Here is a 17,220-nt window from a genome sequence, read left to right as displayed (position 1 = left end):
ACTGACCACGGCGCTCGCCGCCGCGCTGGCCGCCGACGGGTCTCCCGGCAAGTAGCGGCTCGGACTCGCGCAGCAGAGGGCCCCGCACGCCCATCCGTGCGCGCCACTCTGCTGTGCGGATCGTTTTCCGGGAATGTTCGCCGCCTATACAAAGTACTAGTCGCGGCCGAGCGCGCACCTCCCGGATGTTCCGCCAAACCACGCGGACACGCCAGAAAACACTTGCATTAACTTTGATTGTCGACTTTACTAACAAACATGCTGGTGGACGAGGGACGGCGTTCGACGCTGGGTGACACTGCTCCGATCTCACGGGATCGCGGGATGGTTCCCGGCCGCGCCTTGCGGCCCAGCGCCAAGGTCCTTCCGGAGCACGCGCGCAATCACAACCGCTCGCTCGTCCTGCAGACGCTGTACCGGGCAGGCCAGGTCAGCCGCGCCGATCTCGCTCGGGAGACGGGCCTCACCCGTGTCACCATCTCTGATCTCGTGGCCGGGCTGATCGCCGAAGGCCTCGTCATCGAGCTCGGCCAGCGAGACGACGTGCGACCAGGCAAGCCGGCCGTCCTGCTCGACATGAACCGCGCCGCGACCCAGATCATCGGAATCGACCTGAGCGAGCACTCGGTCTTCCGCGGCGCCGTGCTCGACATTGACGGCGAGATCCTGGCGAGTGCCGAAGTCGCCCTCGCCGGCAGCAGGGGAGACGAGGCCACTGCAAAGGTGCTCGCGCTGACCGAGCAACTCGTCGGAATGGCGACCGCGCACATCCTCGGCATCGGCATCGGCTCGCCCGGCATCGTCGACCCGAGCGGCACCGTGGTGGCCGCTCCGAACCTCGGCTGGGCCGATGTCCCGCTGCAACGCCTGGTCGCCGAGCACACCTCCCAGCCCGTCTTCGTCGCCAACGACGCCAACGTCGCGGTTCTGGCCGAACACGGCTTCGGCGGCGCCCACGGCGACATGATGCTCGTCAAGGTCGGGCATGGTGTCGGCTCGGGGCTGCTCGTCGCGGGAGCCCTCGTGCTCGGCAGCCGGTTCGCGGCGGGCGAGATCGGCCAGGTCATGGTCGGCACTGATGACGGCCCTGAAGCGCCGTACGACCGCGAGAAATGCTTGGAGGCCTGGCTGGCCGTTCCGCGGCTCGAATCGCGCGTGGCGGCCGCTGCGATAGCCGGGGAACCCGTCGCACCGGTGCTCCGTGAGGCCGGGCAGCGTCTGGGTGTCGCGCTCGCGCCCATCGTCGGAGCCCTCAACCTGTCGGAGGTCGTGGTCAGCGGCCCCGAGGAACTCCTCGACGGCCCGCTGCTCGACGCCGTGGGGGAGACGTTGCGCAACCGCACGATGGCGGGCTTCCATTCGGATGCCACGCTCCGGATGACCAGCCAGAGTCGCGACATCGTCGTGCGCGGGTGCGTGGTCATGGTGCTCTCCGCTCAGCTCGGGGTCTCCTGATGACACTCCTGCTCGAGCGGCGGAGACCGGCGGACGAGCCGGCCCAGTCGTTCGCCTTCGCCGCGTGGGCGAAGGAGGTGCTGCCCCTGTTCCGCGGCCGTTGCACCGTCGTTCGCCTGGCGAGCATCGACAACGAGGTCCTGGGGGTGGCGCGCTGGTCGACGCTCGCCGAGGCCTGGACGGAGCCGGGCTCGGCGGCCGGGCGGCACTGGTCTGAGAACCCTGTGGTCACCGTCGGTCCCGGCGACGATCCGCACCTCGTGCTGGCCACCCGGACGCCGGTGGTGGTCGTCGGGGTCGACAACGAGGCGCACGGCTACGCGCGGGCCGTGATCGACTCGGTCCGGGCATCCTGCAGCGCGGTGCTGGTCGTCGACATGGGGCATCGCCTGACCGGCCACAGCTATGCGGACCTGGCGACTTTCGGCTTCGATCGCGACCGTGGCGGTGCGCTGCTCGAACTGCTCACCGCCGGCTGACGGGTCCGGGTCAGATTGCCCAGGAGACGCCGAGGGTGGACTGCAGGGCGTGCTGGGCCGCCCCGCGGAACGGCTGCTCGAGCGCGATCTTCGCGTAGCGGAAACTGAGCGGCATCGCAGCGCGCACCGTGTGGCGGGCGGCCTCGGCGCGGAGGTGGCCGATGAACTCGGCGCCGAGCTTGGGGGCGGTGCCCCCGAGCACCACGTTCGGCACGTCGAGGGCGGCGCCGACGAGCAGGAGGGCTCTCGCCAGCACCCGTGCTCCGAAGGCGATGCGCTCGCGCGACTCGCCGGTGGCGGCGAGGGCGGCGACGTCCACCGCTTCGAGGTCGGTGCCGTGGGGGAGCCCGAGCAACGATGTCACCGAGACGACCTCCTCGAGGCAGCCCCGGTTTCCGCAGGCGCACAGCGGAGCATCCGGACCGAACAGCACCGGCACGTGACCGATCTCACCCGCGCGGTGGGCCGCGCCGGCGAGGAGCGATCCGTCGACGATGAACGCAGCGCCCACGCCGGTGCTGAGCGAGACGTACATCTGGTTCGCGCCGAACTGGTCGGAGGTCGAGTAGTCGGCGAGTGCTTCGGCGTCCGCGTCGTTCACGAGGTGCACCGGAGCGTCCACGATGCCGCGGAGCGCGTCGGAGAGGTCGACGTCGCTCCAGCCGAGCTGCACGCTCTCGCGGATGAGCGGTCCGTCGGCGATGCCGGGTACCTGGATGCCCACCGCCAGGATGCGCGCGCCGGTGGCGGCCACGAGCCTGCGCATCACCGCCTGGATGTCGTCGATCGACCCCGGGGTCGCCGGCCGTTGCGACACGGTCGCCACTTCGCCGCCGAGCAGGTCGAGCACCGCACCGCGCACCAGGCCGGGCTGCACGATCACCGAGAGCAGCACATGCCGCGACGGGTCGATCTGCAGGGTCGTGGCGCGTTTGCCGCCGGTGCTCTCCGCACGCTGGCCTTCGATCACGAGGCCCTCGGCGATGAGGCCCCCGAGAAGCGACGACACGGTTGCTGAGGTGAGTCCGGTGCGCCGTGCGATGCTGGCGCGGGTGGCCGCGCCGTTGCCGGACAGCACCAGCTGCAGCGCGCTCGTGAGGTTGCGCTCACGGACGGCGGCCTGTGTCGCCTTGCTGTGATCGTCTGCCACTCTGCCGCTCCTCGACGCGCGTTCTCCCCGCAGTCGACCATAGCGAATGGCCGCTGCTCGCGCGGGAGACGCCACGGGCATCCGTGGGCGCCGGATGCCCGTGCCGGCCACTTCGTCTGTCACCAGCTGCTCCCAACACACCCGGGATAGCACCGTCTAGCGGCAGACGACGGACACCCCGACTGGCGGGAACGACCATTGCGGCGGAAGATGTGCGCATGGGGAACGCACTGATCCTGGTCGACGTCCAGCGCGACATGCTCGAAGGGGAGTCGGCCATCGAGCAGGCGGAGACGTTCCGCGACGCGCTGGCGGCGCTGCTGCAGAAGGCCCGCGAGGCCGGGGTGCCGATCGTGCACGTGCAGAACGACGGGGGCGTCGGCGACATCGACGAGCCGGGCACGGCCGGCTGGGAGCTCTCTTTCCATCCGGAGCCGGGGGAGCCGGTGGTGCGCAAGGCCGTCAGCAACACGTTCGAGGCCAATCCGGCGCTGGCCGACGTGCTGCGCGCGATGGGCGTCGGCGCCGTGGTGGTGGCGGGCCTGCAGAGCGAGCACTCGATCCTGGCGACCAGCCGGGGCGCTCTCGCCAACGGATTCGACGTGACCGTACCGAGCGACGGGCACACCACGTACGACGACGGAGAGCCGGCCGCGGCCATCGCCGAGCGCATCACGCGGGAGCTGGACGCCGACGGCGTGCGGATCGTCGACCTCGAATTTGTCGAGTTCGCGCGCTGAGGCGGACTCGGTTCGCGCGCTGAGGCGGGCGCGGTTCGCGCACTGAGGCGGACTCGGTTCGCGCGCAGAAGCAGGCGATCGGGCCCTCACGGCGCGCACGCGGAACGGCCCCGGACAGAGAAGAAGGCCCGGATTCCCAAGGGAATCCGGGCCTCTTTTGTTGCGGGGGCAGGATTTGAACCTACGACCTCTGGGTTATGAGCCCAGCGAGCTACCGAGCTGCTCCACCCCGCGGCACAAGAATTGACTCTAGCACGGACCGCGGCAACACAAAAATCGTGGACGGATTCCGAGCCCCGCGCAACTGGCTCGGGCAATCGATGCTTTCGGCCTGGTCCGCCGATAGAGTCGGGGGTGGAGGGGAACGCCGATGACGAATGCGCTTCAGAAGTACCGGGTCTGCGTCATCGAGGACGACCCCGATGTCGCGCTCTACATGAAGACCGTGCTCGAGAAGAAGGCCGACGCCGTCGTGCTGGCGATCACCGTCCCGTCGACCGCCCTCCGGAGCATCGCCGAATTCGAACCGGATGTGGTGATCACCGACATCGAGATGCCCGGCATCTCCGGGCTCGACCTGCTCAAGGAACTCCGTGCCACCCACCCGGGGCTGCCCGTCGTCGTGATGACGGCTCATGTCTCCGTGGACTACGCCGTGTCGGCGCTGCGCGCTCAGGCCGACGAGTTCCTCACCAAGCCGATCGCATCGGCCGACCTGGTGTCGATCGTCACGCGCCTGGCCGAAGAGGGCCGCACTCGGAAGGCCGCGCAGGCGCCGCAGGTGGTTCTCGCCATCGGCGCGCATCCGGATGACGTGGAGATCGGCGTCGGGGGAATCCTCTCCGCCCACCGCGAGGCCGGAAACGACGTCGTCATCCTCACCCTGTCGCGCGGCGCCAGGGGCGGGGACGCCGACAACCGGCAGCACGAGTCGCTGGCGGCGGCCGAGCGACTCGGGGCGCGGCTCTTCCTGGAAGACCTGGAGGACACGCAGATCGTCGCATCCGATCCGACCGTGGGCATCATCGAACGCGTCGTCGCCGAGGTGCGGCCCGACATCGTCTACACGCATTCCGCTCACGACCGGCACCAGGACCACCGAGCCGTTCACGCGGCGACCCTGGTGGCCACGCGTGCGGTGCGCACCGTGTGCTGCTACCAGAGCCCGTCAGCCACCATCGACTACCGGCCGACACGGTTCGTGCCGATCGACGGGTTCACGGACGCGAAGCTCGCCCTGCTCGACTGCTTCCGCTCGCAGACCGAACTGCGCACGTATCTCGAACCGGACTTCGTGCTGGCGACCGCGCGCTACTGGTCGCGGTTCGGCGGGGGCGCCAGCTGTGAGCCGCTCGAGGTGATCAAGGACACCGCAGACCTCTCCGTGCCCGCGTCGTCGATGACGCCCGGCAGCCGAGCCAAGGGAACCATCCAGTGACCAGAGTCCTCGTGACCGGGGCGGGCGGTCCTGCCGGCGTCGCCGTCATCCGATCGCTGCTCGCCCGCGACGACGTCGAGGTGCTCGCCGCCGACATGGACGGCTGGGCGAGCGGCCTCTACCTGGTCCCGCCGGAGAGCCGCCGGATCATCCCGCCGGGCCGTGCAGACACTTTCGTCGACGAACTGATCGGTCTGTGCGCCGCGGACGACATCGACGTGCTGTTCTCGACGGTCGACGTCGAACTCCCGGGGCTGGCCGCGCGCCGCGACGAGCTGCTGGCCGTCGGTGCGGCCCTCGCCGCACCGACTCTCGAGACGCTCGAAGTCTGTCTCGACAAGTTCCGTCTCGCCGGCCGGTGCTCGCCCTCGGTGGCCGTGCCGGAGACCCGCCTGCTGAACGCTGCCGGCATCGCGGCCGACTGGACCTTTCCGGTCATCGTCAAGCCGCGCAGCGGCGCCGGCTCCCGCGGAGTCAAGCTGATCGCCGACCGTGGCGCGCTCGAAGCCCTCGGCACGGACGAGACCAACATCATCCAGGAGAACCTGCCCGGCGAGGAGTTCTCGGTCGACGTGCTGGCAGGTCTCGACGGCGCCGTGATCGCGGCGGTTCCCCGCTCGCGCGAGCGCGTCGACTCGGGCGTTTCCATCGCGGGCCGTACCGTGCGGCGGCCCGAACTGTCCGACACCGCGGCGGACGTCGCCCGTGCGATCGGCCTCACCGGGGTAGCGAACGTCCAGCTGCGGTACAGCAGCACCGGCATCCCGGCCCTGCTGGAGGTCAATCCCCGCTTCCCGGGGGCGATGCCGCTCACGATCGCCGCCGGTGTCGACATGCCCTCGCTGCTGCTCGATCTCGTGCTCGGCCGCCCTGTTCCCACCGCCATCGACTTCGCCGAGCTCGCCAACGTGCGCTACCTCGAAGACGTGTTCCTCGATCCGTCGGACGTGCTCGTCTCGGAGAACGCGGCACACACCGAGGGACCCGGGGAAGAATGACCGTCACGCGGAGCGAACTGCTGCGCGGAGACTTCCACGTGCACTCGACCTACTCCGACGACGCGCGCAGCACCCTGGCGGAGAACCTGGCGGCAGCGGCCTCGGCGGGTCTGGCCCGCATCCGGCTCACCGACCACGTGCGCGCGTCGACGACCTGGGTGCCCGAGTTCGTCTCCGCGATCGCGGGCGAGAAGACTCCCGACGGGCTCACCGTCCTCACCGGGGTCGAAGCCAAGCTGCTGGATGCCTCAGGCGCCGTCGACACACCTCCCGGTCTGCTGGCCGGGGTCGCACGAGGGGTCGACGCCGTCGTGATCGGCGACCACCAGTTCCCCGGAACGGACGGCCCCTGGTCCCCGTCCGCCACGCGCGAGCGGCTCGCGGACGGACTCACCGCCGGCGACGCCCTCGACCTGCTGGTGACGGCGAGCATCCGGGCGATGGAACGCACGCCGCACGCTCAGCTTGCGCACTGGTTCTCGATCCTGCCGAAGATCGGACTGTCCGAGGACCTCCTGGGCGCCGACCGGCTCGCCGCGTGGGCGCAGGCCGCGCAACGCACGGGCACGATCGTCGAAGTCAACGAGAAATGGGCGTGTCCCGGACCCGGCGCGGTCGCCGCTCTCCTCGCCGTGGATGCGCGTATCGTCGCATCCACGGACAGTCACGTATCGACGGATGTCGGACGCTACGACAGCGTCGTGGGCATCCTCGACCGAGCGGGAGTCCCGGCGTGACCGGCCGCGCGACCGCACGCAGGACGATCGGGAGGTCGACGGAATGAGCCCGGCGGAACTCGGCGACGAAGAGCGCGCCGCACTGGAGAAGGAGATCGAGGACAACCGCCGATCGGAGTACCGGCTGCTGCCGTACGCCGGCATCGCACTCCTCGTGATCGCCGCCATCGTCGTGGTCAGAGTGGTGATCTTCCCGTGAGCACGGGCGGCAAGCGGGTCGTCATCGCCGACGACGACGCGGACATCCGGGCCCTCATGGTCATCGCCGCCGAGCGTGCCGGCGTCGACGTCGCCGCCGCGGTCGACAACGGACGCTCGGCGCTCGACGCCGTCCGGGCCGGGGGGATCGACCTCGCGGTGCTCGACTTCTCGATGCCGGGGCTCAACGGTGTGGAGGTCGCGCAGAGCATCCGGGCCGATCCCACGCTCAGCAGCACGCTCATCCTGATGGTCTCGGCCTCTGTGCAGCTGCTCACCGACCACGGGGTCGTGGCCGAGCGATCGGACGGCTTCATCATCAAGCCGTTCAGCCCGAAGGCGCTGTCGCTGCGCATCCGCGAGATGCTCGAGATCGGGGCGCCGGCATGAGCATCGACCGCTGGCTGCGGAGGATCCCGCTCGACTCTCCGTCGCCCTTCGTGAAGCAGCTCCCCACCATCGCCGGCTTCGCGATCGCGATCGCGATCGTGCTGCTGCCGTTCCAGCCGACGGTCACCGATCTCCCGTTCTTGATCGCCGGGGTCGCGCTGGTCACGGTGGCCTCCATTCTGGCCGCAGCGCTGCCGTGGAGACGGATCGGCGGCAACTGGACGCTGATCGTCCCGATCCTGTCGCTGCTGGCCGTCGGCCTGTTCCGGCTCGGCACGGGAGCATCGGGGTCGCCGTTCGGCGTCCTCCTTCTCCTCCCCTTCGTCTGGATCGCCCTCGAGGAGGGCCGGATCAATGTGCTCATCGCGGCGCTCGGCGTCTTCCTCGTGCAGCTCGGGCCTGTTCTCGTCAGCGGGGACAGCACGACGATCTCCGAGTGGGTGCGGGCGTTCTTCTCGCCGTTGATCTATCTCATCGTCGCGCTCGTCATCAACGAGATCGCCCACCGGGTGCGGGTGCAGCTGGAGGCGGCGCAGACGGCGGGGGAGCAGCGCAAGGCCATGCTCGAGGACGCCGTGCGCATCTCGGACGAGCTCGCGCTGAACGAGGCGCGACTCAAGACGGCGAACCGGCTCATCCAGAGCATCTGGAACGCCGTGACCGAGCAGTCCGTGATCGGCACGGACCTCGACGGACTCATCGACGTGTGGAACCCGGGCGCCGAGAAGATGCTCGGGCTGACCCAGCGGCAGGTGATCGACGGCGGCCGCCACGTCGTCGACTTCCACCTGGCGTCCGAACTCGACGAGCGTCTGCGCGACATGGATGCCCGGGTCACCACCGTCTCGAGCGCCGAGGACTTCTCGGCCCTCGTCGACGCGGTGCGCTCCGGCTTCGCGGACGTGCGCGACTGGACCTACGTGCGTCCGGACGGCAGACACGTCCCGGTTCAGGTCGCCGTCACACCGCGGCTCGACGAGAACGGCCACCGCGTCGGTTTCATCTTCGTCGCGACCGACATGACCCAGGCACGCGAGTTCGCCCGGCTCAAAGACGAGTTCGTCGGCCTCATCTCGCATGAGCTGCGCACGCCGCTCAGCTCCATCCTCGGCTATCTCGAGCTCATGCGAGACGACGAGGACGACCCGCTGTCGCCCGAGCAGCTGCAGTATCTGGGGGTCGCCGAGCGCAACGCCCATCGTCTGCTCAAGCTGGTCGGCGACCTGCTCTTCACCGCGCAGGTGGAGTCGGGCCGTTTCCCGCTCGACATCGCAGAGGTGGAGCTGGGCCCGGTGATCTCGGCGTCGGCCGAGACCGCGCGTCCCATGGCCGCGACGGCGGACGTCACCCTCCGCGTGGAGGTCCCGGCGGCAGCCGTCGTTGTGCACGGAGACAGCATGCGTCTCGGCCAGTCCGTGGACAATCTCATCTCCAACGCGATCAAGTTCACGCCGGCGGGCGGAACGGTCACCGTCTCCCTCCGCGAGGAGGCGGACGAAGCGGTGATCACCGTCGCGGACACCGGCATCGGCATCCCCGCCGTCGAGCTCGGGCAGCTGTCGACCCGCTTCTTCCGGGCGTCGACGGCCACCCGCAACGCGGTGCCGGGCGTCGGTCTCGGCCTGACGATCACCAAAGCGATCATCACAGCGCACGGCGGCCGGCTCGACATCGCGAGCGAGGAGGGCGTCGGCACGTCGATCAGCCTGCACCTGCCCGTTGAGGTCCCCGTGGCGCGCCGGGAGCCGGCGGCCGTCGAGACAGGAGAGTGACCGGATGCCCGAGCCAGTGACGAGCTTCCCGGTGGCGGTCGCGCAGTTCGCGCCGACCGACGACCGGGTGCACAATCGCGACCTGATCGCGGCGTTCACCGCCGTCGCCGCGGCACGCGGGGCGAGACTGGTCGTCTTCCCCGAGTACTCGTCGTTCTTCGTGGATCCGCTGAGCGAGGCGTTCGTGCACAACGCCGAGACGCTCGAGGGCGAGTTCGTCGGCGCGCTCGCCGAGGCCGCCCGCGAGCACGAGGTCTTCGTGGTCGCCGGTCTGGTGGAGAAGACGGACGAGGCGCGGCGGTTTTCGAACACCCTGGTCGCCGTCTCGCCGCTGGGCGACGTCGTGGCCACCTACCGCAAGCAGCACCTCTACGACGCGTTCGGCGCCCGGGAGTCCGAGTGGGTGGTACCGGGCGCCTTGGATGCCCCGCAGACCTTCGACGTCGACGGGATGCGCGTCGGCATGCAGACCTGCTACGACATCCGGTTCCCGGAGGTGACGCGGCGGCTCGTCGACGCCGGCGCCGAGCTGGTGCTCGTCCCGGCCGAGTGGGTGCGCGGGCCGCTGAAGGAGCACCACTGGAGCACGCTGGTGACAGCGCGTGCGATCGAGAACACGATCTACGTGGCGGCGGCCGATCACACGCCCCCGATCGGTGTGGGGACCAGTCTCATCGTCGACCCGATGGGCGTCGCGATCGCGGCCCTCGGCGAGACGGCCGGAGTCGCCGTCGCCGAGGTGTCGCGGGCGCGCATCCGGGAAGTGCGCGAAGCGAATCCCAGCCTGGCCCTGCGCCGCTACGAGGTGCGGCCCAAGCCGGCCAGCTGAGCCGCGGCCCGTTCGAGGACCTCGACCCGCTTGCAGAAGGCGAACCGGACGAGGGATGCGCTGCTCGCCGCGTACTCGCCGGTGCAGAACGCCGAGAGCGGCACGGCCACGACCCCGGCGAGGCGGGGGAGCTCGCGGCAGAACTCCACGGCATCCGGATGCCCGAGCGGTTCGGCGTCCGCGACGACGAAGTAGGTCCCGTCCGACGTCGCCACGTCGAAGCCGGCCGACCGCAGTCCCTCCGACAGGACGTCGCGCTTGTGGCGGAGCCCGGCTGCGATGCCTGTGAAGTAGTCGTCGCCGAGGCGCAGACCGGCCGCGATCGCGGGCTGGAACGGGGCCCCGTTCACATAGGTGAGGAACTGCTTGACGGCGAGGACGGCCGTCACCAGTTCGGCCGGAGCCGTGATCCAGCCGATCTTCCAGCCGGTGGTGTTGAACGTCTTTCCGCCGGAGGAGATGCTGATCGTGCGCTCGCGTGCTCCCGGCAGCGAGGCGATCGGGATGTGACGCGGGCCGAACGTCAGGTGCTCGTACACCTCGTCGGTGACGATGATCGCGTCGTGCCGGTGCGCCAGGTCGACGACGGTCTCCAGCACCTCGCGCGAGAGGACGGTGCCGGTGGGGTTGTGCGGGCTGTTCACGAGGATGATGCGGGTGCGGTCGGTGACGGCGGAGCGGAGCTCGTCGAGGTCGGGCTGGAATCCGGGGAGTCGAAGCGGCACGGTCCGGTGCACGCCGTCGGCGAGCGCGATCAGCGCCCCGTATGCGTCGTAGTACGGCTCGAACGTGACGACCTCGTCGCCCGGCTCGAGCAGGGCCAGCAGACTGGCGGCGATGGCCTCGGTGGCGCCGGCCGTCACGAGCACCTCGCGATCGGGGTCGAAGCGGAGCCCGTAGAACCGCTGCTGATGCTCCGCGATCGCCAGGCGAAGATCGGGGATGCCGATGCCGGGCGGATACTGGTTCTCACCACCCCGGATGGCCGCGACGGCAGCGGACAGCACCTCCGTCGGCCCGTCTTCGTCGGGGAAGCCCTGGCCGAGGTTGATGGCTCCCGTCCGGAGCGCCAGAGCGCTCATCTCGGCGAAGATCGTCGACGCGATCGTGCCGTCGTCACCCAAGAGCCCGGCGCCCCGCGCCGCACGCCGCCACGAACCGCGGACCGTCATGATGTTCCCTTCTCGCCGTGAGTCCAACCTACGGCGTCACCACTGCCGGGCGCAGTCGGCATGTTATGCAGAGTCATTGGGATGCTGTAGCTCGCGCACAGTGCCCCCAAATAGAACGTTCAGGTTCGGGTCCCAAGCTGTGAGTGCTTGGAAGGAGCACCACACCATGACCGACACCCCGATCACTCCGGAGCCCGCGAAGCCCCAGCACGACGCCGACACCGAGTCGGTCGTGGATGCTGCCGGCGAGGCGGCTCCCCAGCCCGCTGCCGAGACGGCCCCCGAGGCCCCCGCAGCCGCCACGGCACCGGAAGCGCCCGCAGCGTCCGAGGCCGCCGCGGCCCCGACCGACGCCCAGCCCACCGTTCCGCAGCCGACGGCACCCGTGCCGCCTGCGGCGCCGGTTCAGCCTGCTCCGCCCGTGCAGCCCGCTGCCGCGCAGAACACGCAGCCCACTCAGCCCGTTCCGCCGCAGCCGTACGGCCAGCAGCCCACCGCGCCCCAGCCGAACTACGGCCAGGGCTCGTTCGGCCAGCCCGCGCCGCACGCCTACCCCGGAACCCCGCAGCAGCCGTATGCGCCGCACCCCCAGCAGCAGCAGTACGCCGGCCAGCCGGGCGTCGGCACCGCCGAGAAGCCCGCCAAACGCCGTAACACCGGTGCGATCATCGCCACGCTCGCGATCGGCGCCCTCATCGGCGGCGTCGCAGGCGCCGGCGCCGGCGTCGGCCTGTACGCCGCGACCGGATCGGGCACGTCTGTCGTCAAGACCGCGACCGGTCCGCAGAACATCACCGTGAACAACGCCAACGACGCCACCACGATCACCGCGGTCGCGGCCCAGGCGTCGCCCAGCGTCGTGACCATCTCCGTCACGGGCGGCACCTCGGGCGGCACCGGATCCGGCATCGTCCTGACCTCTGACGGCTACGTGCTCACCAACACCCACGTCGTCACCCTCGACGGCCAGGCCTCGAACGTGAGCGTCACCGTCCAGGACAACGACGGCAAGATCTACACCGCCAAGATCGTCGGCACCGACCCCACGACCGACCTCGCCGTGATCAAGCTCGACAACGCCTCGGGGCTGACCCCGATGAAGTTCGCCGACTCCGGCAAGCTCAACGTCGGTGACACGGCGGTCGCGATCGGCGCTCCGCTCGGCCTCGCCGGCACCGTCACCGACGGCATCGTCAGCGCCCTCAACCGGAGCATCAGCATCGCGTCGTCCGCGGCGCCGAAGTCGGGCGACGGATCGAGCGGCGGCAGCGGCGGCGACAGCAACGGCAACCCGTGGAACTTCGACTTCCCCGGCCAGGGCGGCAGCGGAAGCGGCAGCCAGACCACCACGCAGGCCACGATCTCGCTGCCGGTCATCCAGACCGACGCCGCGATCAACCCCGGCAACTCGGGTGGCGCGCTGCTCAACTCCAAGGGCGAGCTCATCGGTGTGAACGTCGCGATCGCCAGCGCGGGAGGCACCTCCAGCGGCACCCAGTCGGGCAGCATCGGCGTCGGCTTCGCCATCCCGGCGAACCTCGCGAAGCGCGTCTCCGACGAACTGATCAAGAACGGCTCCGCTACGCACGGCCTGCTCGGGGCATCCGTCACCGATGCCAGCTCCGACACCAAGGCGACCACGGTCGGCGCGCAGCTCAAGCAGGTCACCAGCGGCGGCGCCGCGGCGAATGCCGGACTGCAGGCCGGAGACATCGTGGTGGGCTTCAACGGCCTCCCGATCACCAGTGCCACCGACCTGACCGCTCAGGTCCGCGCCCTGGCGGCCGGCGCCAAGGCCGACGTCACCTACATCCACGACGGCAAGACGAAGACCACGACCGTCACGCTCGGCTCGCTGCCCGCGAGCTGATCGACCGGCACCACGGAGAGGCCGTCCCGCCTGGCGCGGGGCGGCCTCTCCGTCGTCGTGCACCCGGCTCCCAGATCCAGGGATACCCGGCTGATAAGCTCGATCGTCCCGAACGACGAATGGATCAGATGGCGCACGACGCAGCACAGAACACCCTCCCCGGTGTCTCCTACGTGATGCCCGTGCTCAACGAGGTGACCCATGTGCGCGCCGCGGTGGACAGCCTCTTGCAGCAAGACTACGAAGGCCCGTTCGAGGTCACTCTGGCTCTCGGGCCCAGCATGGACGGCACCACCCAGCTCGTCGAAGAGCTGGCCGCCGTCGACCCGCACATCCGGGTGGTCGACAACGTCATCGGGTCGACGCCGGCCGGGCTCAACCTCGCCATCCGCGAGTCGCGCTACCCCGTGGTGATCCGGGTCGACGCCCACTCCGTGCTCCCGCCCGACTACGCCCGTATCGCGGTCGAGACGATCCTCGCCACCGGAGCCGACAATGTCGGCGGTCTGATGGATGCCCAGGGCACCACACCGTTCGAGAAGGCCGTGGCCCGTGCGTACGGCAGCAAGATCGGCCTCGGCGGCACCAAACTGCACGTCGGCGGCGAGGCCGGAGCGGCCGAGACCGTGTACCTCGGAGTCTTCCAGCGTCAACGCCTGATCGACGTCGGGCTCTTCGACGAAGACATCAAGCGCGGCCAGGACTGGGAGCTGAATCGCCGGCTGCGAGCATCCGGAGGCACTGTCTGGTTCACGCCCCGGCTCAAGGTGACGTACCGGCCGCGCCCCAACCTCTACCGGCTCGCCCGCCAGTTCGTCTCCACCGGCGTGTGGCGCGGGGAGCTGGCGCGTCGCTACCCCTCGGCCAACGGTGTGCGCTACTTCGTGCCGCCCGCGATGGTCGTCGCCGTCACCCTCGGCCTGCTCGCGGGCGTCGCCGGCATCGTTCAGGCCGTCGTCGGCGCCACCCCCTGGCTGCTGCTCGGGTTCGCGATCCCGGCGTTCTACGTGCTCATCGTGATCGCTTCCGCCATCGTCTGGGGCCGGCGCGACGGCTTTCGCTCCTTCCTCTGGTTTCTCATAGTCTTGCCGAGCATCCACTTCTGCTGGGGGATCGGGTTCGTGCTCGGATTCCTGTCCCTCTCACGCAACATCACGGCCCACACGGGAAGGTAGCCATGTCAGCTCCAGGCAACGCAGCGCACGGCGTGCGCCCGACCTCCATCGCCGAACTCCGTGCGGTCGCACAACCGCCGGAGGTTCGCGGCCGCCGGAACGCCGAGCACTGGACGGCATCGCTCTACCTGCGCAACCTGTCGCCGTACCTCACGTGGTTCCTGCTCAAGACGTCGATCTCGGCGAACGGGGTCACCGGGCTGATGATCCTGACCGGGTGGGCGACGGCGGCGGCCCTGCTGATCCCGGGCATCGGCGGAGCGGCCCTCGCGCTCATCCTGGGCCAGCTGCAGATGCTCGTCGACTGCTGCGACGGCGAGGTGGCCCGCTGGCGCAAGACCTCGTCACCGGCCGGCATCTTCCTCGACAATGTCGGGCACTACTCGACCGAGACGCTCATCGCGATCGCCCTGGGAATCCGGGCGGCGGGATACCCGTTCGCGACGCCGGCGGACTTCCTTTGGACCAACCTCGGCACGCTGCTGGCGCTGATCATCGTGCTCAACAAGGCGCTCAACGACATGGTGCGCGTCGCGCGGGCCAACGCGGGACTCAGCAAGCTTGCCGACACGCAGAGCGAGTACGCGCCGACCCACGGCGTCGTCGCCCGGTTGCGCCGCGTCGCGCGGTACGTCCCGTTCCACCGCCTGTACCACTCGGTCGAGCTGACCATCCTGATCTTCGTGTTCTCGATCGTCGGGCTGTTCATCGGCGACCAGCTGGCCAACCGCATCCTGCTCAGCGCGCTCGTTCCGCTGGCCCTGCTCGCTCTGATCGGCCACTTCGTGACGATCATGGCCTCGAAGCGGGTCCGTGTCTGACCCGCGGGTGGCCGTCGTCGTCCTCACCCAGGGAACGCGACCGAAAGACCTGCGGCACGGCATCGACTCCGTGCTCGCCCAGATCGGGGTCGACATCGACATGGTGGTCGTCGGAAACGGCTGGGATCCGGCCACATCGGAGCCCGCCCTCCCGGACGGCGTGCGCACGTTGCACCTGCCCGAGAACCTCGGTATCCCGGCCGGACGCAACCAGGGCGTCCCGCTGGTCGAGGGGGACATCCTGCTCTTCCTCGACGACGACGCGAGCATCCCGTCGACCTCGTTCCTGATCGACGCGATCGCCCTGCTCCGGCGCGACCGCAGTGTCGGGATGATCCAGCCGCGCATCGTCGACCCGTCGGGCCGGATGTCGCCCCGACGCTGGATCCCGCGCATCCGCAAAGGCGACCCCTCGCAGTCGAGCCCGGTCTTCTCGGTGTGCGAGGCCGTCATCGTGATGCCGCGCCGGGTGTTCGACGCCGCCGGCGGCTGGGCGGCCCCGTTCTTCTACGCGCATGAGGGAATCGACCTCGCCTGGAAGGTCTGGGATCAGGATCTGCGCACGTGGTACGCGGGCGACCTGATCGCGAATCATCCGGCGGTCTCGCCCACCCGGCACTCGTACTACTACCGTCTGAACGCACGCAATCGGGTGTGGCTGGCGCGGCGCAATCTGCCGGCCGTGCTCATGCCGTTGTACGTCGGATCGTGGACGGGCATCCAGATTCTGCGCTGGTTCCGGCAGCCGAGCGTTCTGAAGGCGTGGTTCGGCGGCTGGGCCGAAGGATGGCGCAGCGATCCGGGGGAGCGGCGCCCCATCAGGTGGCGAACCGTGCGCCGGATGACCGTGGCCGGACGTCCGCCGATCGTCTAGTCGCCGATCGTCAGTCGCTGATCGTCAGTCGTCGGCGCGCTCGTCGTCGTTTTCGGGGTGCGTTCCAGGGGTGCTGGACGCCTCGATGGCGCGCCGCCGGGGCACGGCGCCCCGCAGTGCACGGCCGGCACGTCCGGCCGACTCGCCCGCGCTGGAGCCCAGACGCTTCGCGCCGCCCACAGCGGCCGAGTACGATCGCGCGATGAGCCTTCCGCCCTCCGGCCTGACCCGCGCCGTGACGATCACCGGCGCGAGAGCGGCCGGGTACTGCGCGGGCGCGCCGCCGAAGGCGAGACGCGAGTTCTGAACGACACGGCGACCGACGATGTTGTTGCCTGCGCCTCCGATCACGGCACCGATTCCGAACGGGATCGCCCGGCCGATCAAGCTCGTTCCGCCGCGCACCGCGAACTGGCGGATGAACGTGCTCTTCAGCTTGTCGACCAGTGGACCGACCAGCATCGACGGGATGCTCGTCGTGACCAGTTCACCCCAGTACGCCGAGCGTGTGGCTCCGCCCCCTGCGGCCTGGCCGGCGAGCTGGCGGACGAGGTCCGAGCCTTCGCGGCCGAGCATCATCGTGAGGACCAGCGCACGGGCCCGCTCGGGGTCGTCGACGGCGATGCCGTGGAGCTCGCTGAGCGATTGTGCGTACAGGGCTGTCGCCTCGAGGAACCCCACTGTCTCGAGTCCGGACAGGGCGAGAGTGACGCCGGTGCCGATGGCGGGGATGACGGCGGTGACACCGACTGCCGCGCCGCCCGTGGTGACCGCGGCGAGGTAGCGTCGTTCGAGGATCACAGCGAGCTGGGCGGGCCCGGCTTCGGGGTGACGGCGCCGGATGCTCCGTAGGTGCGCGAGCACGACCGGCCGCTGGATCGCGAGGAACCGGTCGAGGGTGACGTTCACGACGCGCGGCGTATCGCCGCCCTTGGCAGGGCCGCCGGTGACCGACACGATCGGTTTCTGCTGTTTCGCCATCTCACCGAGTCTAGGTCGTGCTGCCGGGGTGCAGCGCTGGGCCGCACGGGGGTTGACACGGAGCCGCAGAATGCATGCATTGTCGGCCACTAGAGTCCGAGGTCGCGGGGTGGGAGGTGCGTCGGCTCTGGATCGGGATGC

The 17,220-nt window shown here is 69.9% G+C and carries 17 protein-coding genes and 1 tRNA gene; 14 read left to right on the top strand and 4 right to left on the bottom strand.

The genetic code is table 11. From position 1 onward, the window contains the following. The first annotated feature begins 258 nt into the window (after positions 1-258). Both ACFVV5_RS09175 and ACFVV5_RS09170 read left to right on the top strand, forming a co-directional pair. Positions 259-1,455 carry an ROK family protein gene (locus ACFVV5_RS09175; RefSeq protein WP_387242255.1) on the top strand — a complete coding sequence of 399 codons (1,197 nt, stop codon included), beginning with the start codon at positions 259-261 and terminating at the stop codon, positions 1,453-1,455. After that, complete coding sequence (locus ACFVV5_RS09170) at positions 1,455-1,934, top strand: hypothetical protein (RefSeq protein ID WP_387242252.1); 480 nt, start codon at positions 1,455-1,457, stop codon at positions 1,932-1,934. Before ACFVV5_RS09175 ends, ACFVV5_RS09170 begins: the two co-directional genes overlap by 1 nt. A gap of 10 nt (positions 1,935-1,944) precedes the next feature. Here ACFVV5_RS09170 and ACFVV5_RS09165 read toward each other — a convergent pair whose 3' ends face one another. Then, entirely contained in the window at positions 1,945-3,084 is a 1,140-nt protein-coding gene (locus tag ACFVV5_RS09165; RefSeq protein ID WP_387242249.1) for an ROK family protein, read from the bottom strand. A gap of 218 nt (positions 3,085-3,302) precedes the next feature. Between ACFVV5_RS09165 and ACFVV5_RS09160 the strand changes: the two genes are divergently transcribed. Then, a complete protein-coding gene (locus ACFVV5_RS09160) occupies positions 3,303-3,824 on the top strand; it encodes an isochorismatase family protein (protein WP_387242246.1) in 522 nt (173 codons plus the stop codon). 160 nt (positions 3,825-3,984) lie between these two features. On the opposite strand, the gene ACFVV5_RS09155 is transcribed toward ACFVV5_RS09160, so the two are convergent. Then, positions 3,985-4,058: transfer RNA gene (locus ACFVV5_RS09155), tRNA-Met, on the bottom strand. A 136-nt stretch (positions 4,059-4,194) separates the two neighbouring features. Between ACFVV5_RS09155 and ACFVV5_RS09150 the strand changes: the two genes are divergently transcribed. Genes ACFVV5_RS09150 through ACFVV5_RS09120 form a run of 7 tightly spaced genes read left to right on the top strand, consistent with a single transcriptional unit; the run spans position 4,195 to position 10,186 of the window. Next, positions 4,195-5,262, top strand: coding sequence for a response regulator (locus tag ACFVV5_RS09150; RefSeq protein WP_387242243.1), 1,068 nt, complete (start codon positions 4,195-4,197; stop codon positions 5,260-5,262). Next, entirely contained in the window at positions 5,259-6,260 is a 1,002-nt protein-coding gene (locus ACFVV5_RS09145) for an ATP-grasp domain-containing protein (protein ID WP_387242240.1), read from the top strand. The genes ACFVV5_RS09150 and ACFVV5_RS09145 overlap by 4 nt, the downstream gene beginning before the upstream one ends. After that, positions 6,257-6,997 carry a PHP domain-containing protein gene (locus ACFVV5_RS09140; RefSeq protein WP_387242237.1) on the top strand — a complete coding sequence of 247 codons (741 nt, stop codon included), beginning with the start codon at positions 6,257-6,259 and terminating at the stop codon, positions 6,995-6,997. Before ACFVV5_RS09145 ends, ACFVV5_RS09140 begins: the two co-directional genes overlap by 4 nt. 43 nt (positions 6,998-7,040) lie before the next feature. Further along, positions 7,041-7,196, top strand: coding sequence for a hypothetical protein (locus tag ACFVV5_RS09135; RefSeq protein WP_387242234.1), 156 nt, complete (start codon positions 7,041-7,043; stop codon positions 7,194-7,196). Beyond that, a complete protein-coding gene (locus ACFVV5_RS09130) occupies positions 7,193-7,585 on the top strand; it encodes a response regulator (protein ID WP_387242232.1) in 393 nt (130 codons plus the stop codon). The genes ACFVV5_RS09135 and ACFVV5_RS09130 overlap by 4 nt, the downstream gene beginning before the upstream one ends. After that, positions 7,582-9,357 carry a sensor histidine kinase gene (locus ACFVV5_RS09125; RefSeq protein WP_387242229.1) on the top strand — a complete coding sequence of 592 codons (1,776 nt, stop codon included), beginning with the start codon at positions 7,582-7,584 and terminating at the stop codon, positions 9,355-9,357. The genes ACFVV5_RS09130 and ACFVV5_RS09125 overlap by 4 nt, the downstream gene beginning before the upstream one ends. Before the next feature lie 4 nt (positions 9,358-9,361). Next, positions 9,362-10,186: a carbon-nitrogen hydrolase family protein gene (locus ACFVV5_RS09120; protein WP_387242226.1), complete on the top strand. Its 825-nt coding sequence runs from the start codon at positions 9,362-9,364 to the stop codon at positions 10,184-10,186. Here ACFVV5_RS09120 and ACFVV5_RS09115 read toward each other — a convergent pair. Beyond that, on the bottom strand, positions 10,156-11,358 hold the full coding sequence (locus tag ACFVV5_RS09115; RefSeq protein WP_387242223.1) for a pyridoxal phosphate-dependent aminotransferase: 1,203 nt from the start codon (positions 11,356-11,358) through the stop codon (positions 10,156-10,158). The two genes, ACFVV5_RS09120 and ACFVV5_RS09115, sit on opposite strands and share 31 nt — an antisense overlap. Positions 11,359-11,524: 166 nt before the next feature. Here ACFVV5_RS09115 and ACFVV5_RS09110 point away from each other — a divergent pair, with 166 nt between their 5' ends. From ACFVV5_RS09110 to ACFVV5_RS09095, 4 genes are all read left to right on the top strand, one after another. Beyond that, a complete protein-coding gene (locus ACFVV5_RS09110; protein WP_387242220.1) occupies positions 11,525-13,228 on the top strand; it encodes a trypsin-like peptidase domain-containing protein in 1,704 nt (567 codons plus the stop codon). A 119-nt stretch (positions 13,229-13,347) separates the two neighbouring features. Continuing rightward, positions 13,348-14,403 (top strand): glycosyltransferase family 2 protein, encoded by a 1,056-nt coding sequence (locus ACFVV5_RS09105; protein ID WP_387242217.1) that lies wholly within the window; start codon positions 13,348-13,350, stop codon positions 14,401-14,403. Between the two features lie 2 nt (positions 14,404-14,405). After that, complete coding sequence (locus ACFVV5_RS09100) at positions 14,406-15,224, top strand: CDP-alcohol phosphatidyltransferase family protein (RefSeq protein ID WP_387242215.1); 819 nt, start codon at positions 14,406-14,408, stop codon at positions 15,222-15,224. Then, positions 15,217-16,098 carry a glycosyltransferase family 2 protein gene (locus ACFVV5_RS09095; RefSeq protein ID WP_387242212.1) on the top strand — a complete coding sequence of 294 codons (882 nt, stop codon included), beginning with the start codon at positions 15,217-15,219 and terminating at the stop codon, positions 16,096-16,098. Before ACFVV5_RS09100 ends, ACFVV5_RS09095 begins: the two co-directional genes overlap by 8 nt. A gap of 24 nt (positions 16,099-16,122) precedes the next feature. Here the strand turns inward: ACFVV5_RS09095 and ACFVV5_RS09090 are convergent, their stop codons facing one another. Then, entirely contained in the window at positions 16,123-17,079 is a 957-nt protein-coding gene (locus tag ACFVV5_RS09090) for a hypothetical protein (protein ID WP_387242209.1), read from the bottom strand. Positions 17,080-17,220: the final 141 nt, after the last annotated feature.

It is taken from the genome of Leifsonia sp. NPDC058248, from assembly GCF_042881905.1.
In the GTDB taxonomy this organism is placed as follows: domain Bacteria; phylum Actinomycetota; class Actinomycetes; order Actinomycetales; family Microbacteriaceae; genus Leifsonia.
Note: the sequence above shows the minus strand (reverse complement) of the source record. Positions and strands in the feature narration are given on the sequence as shown.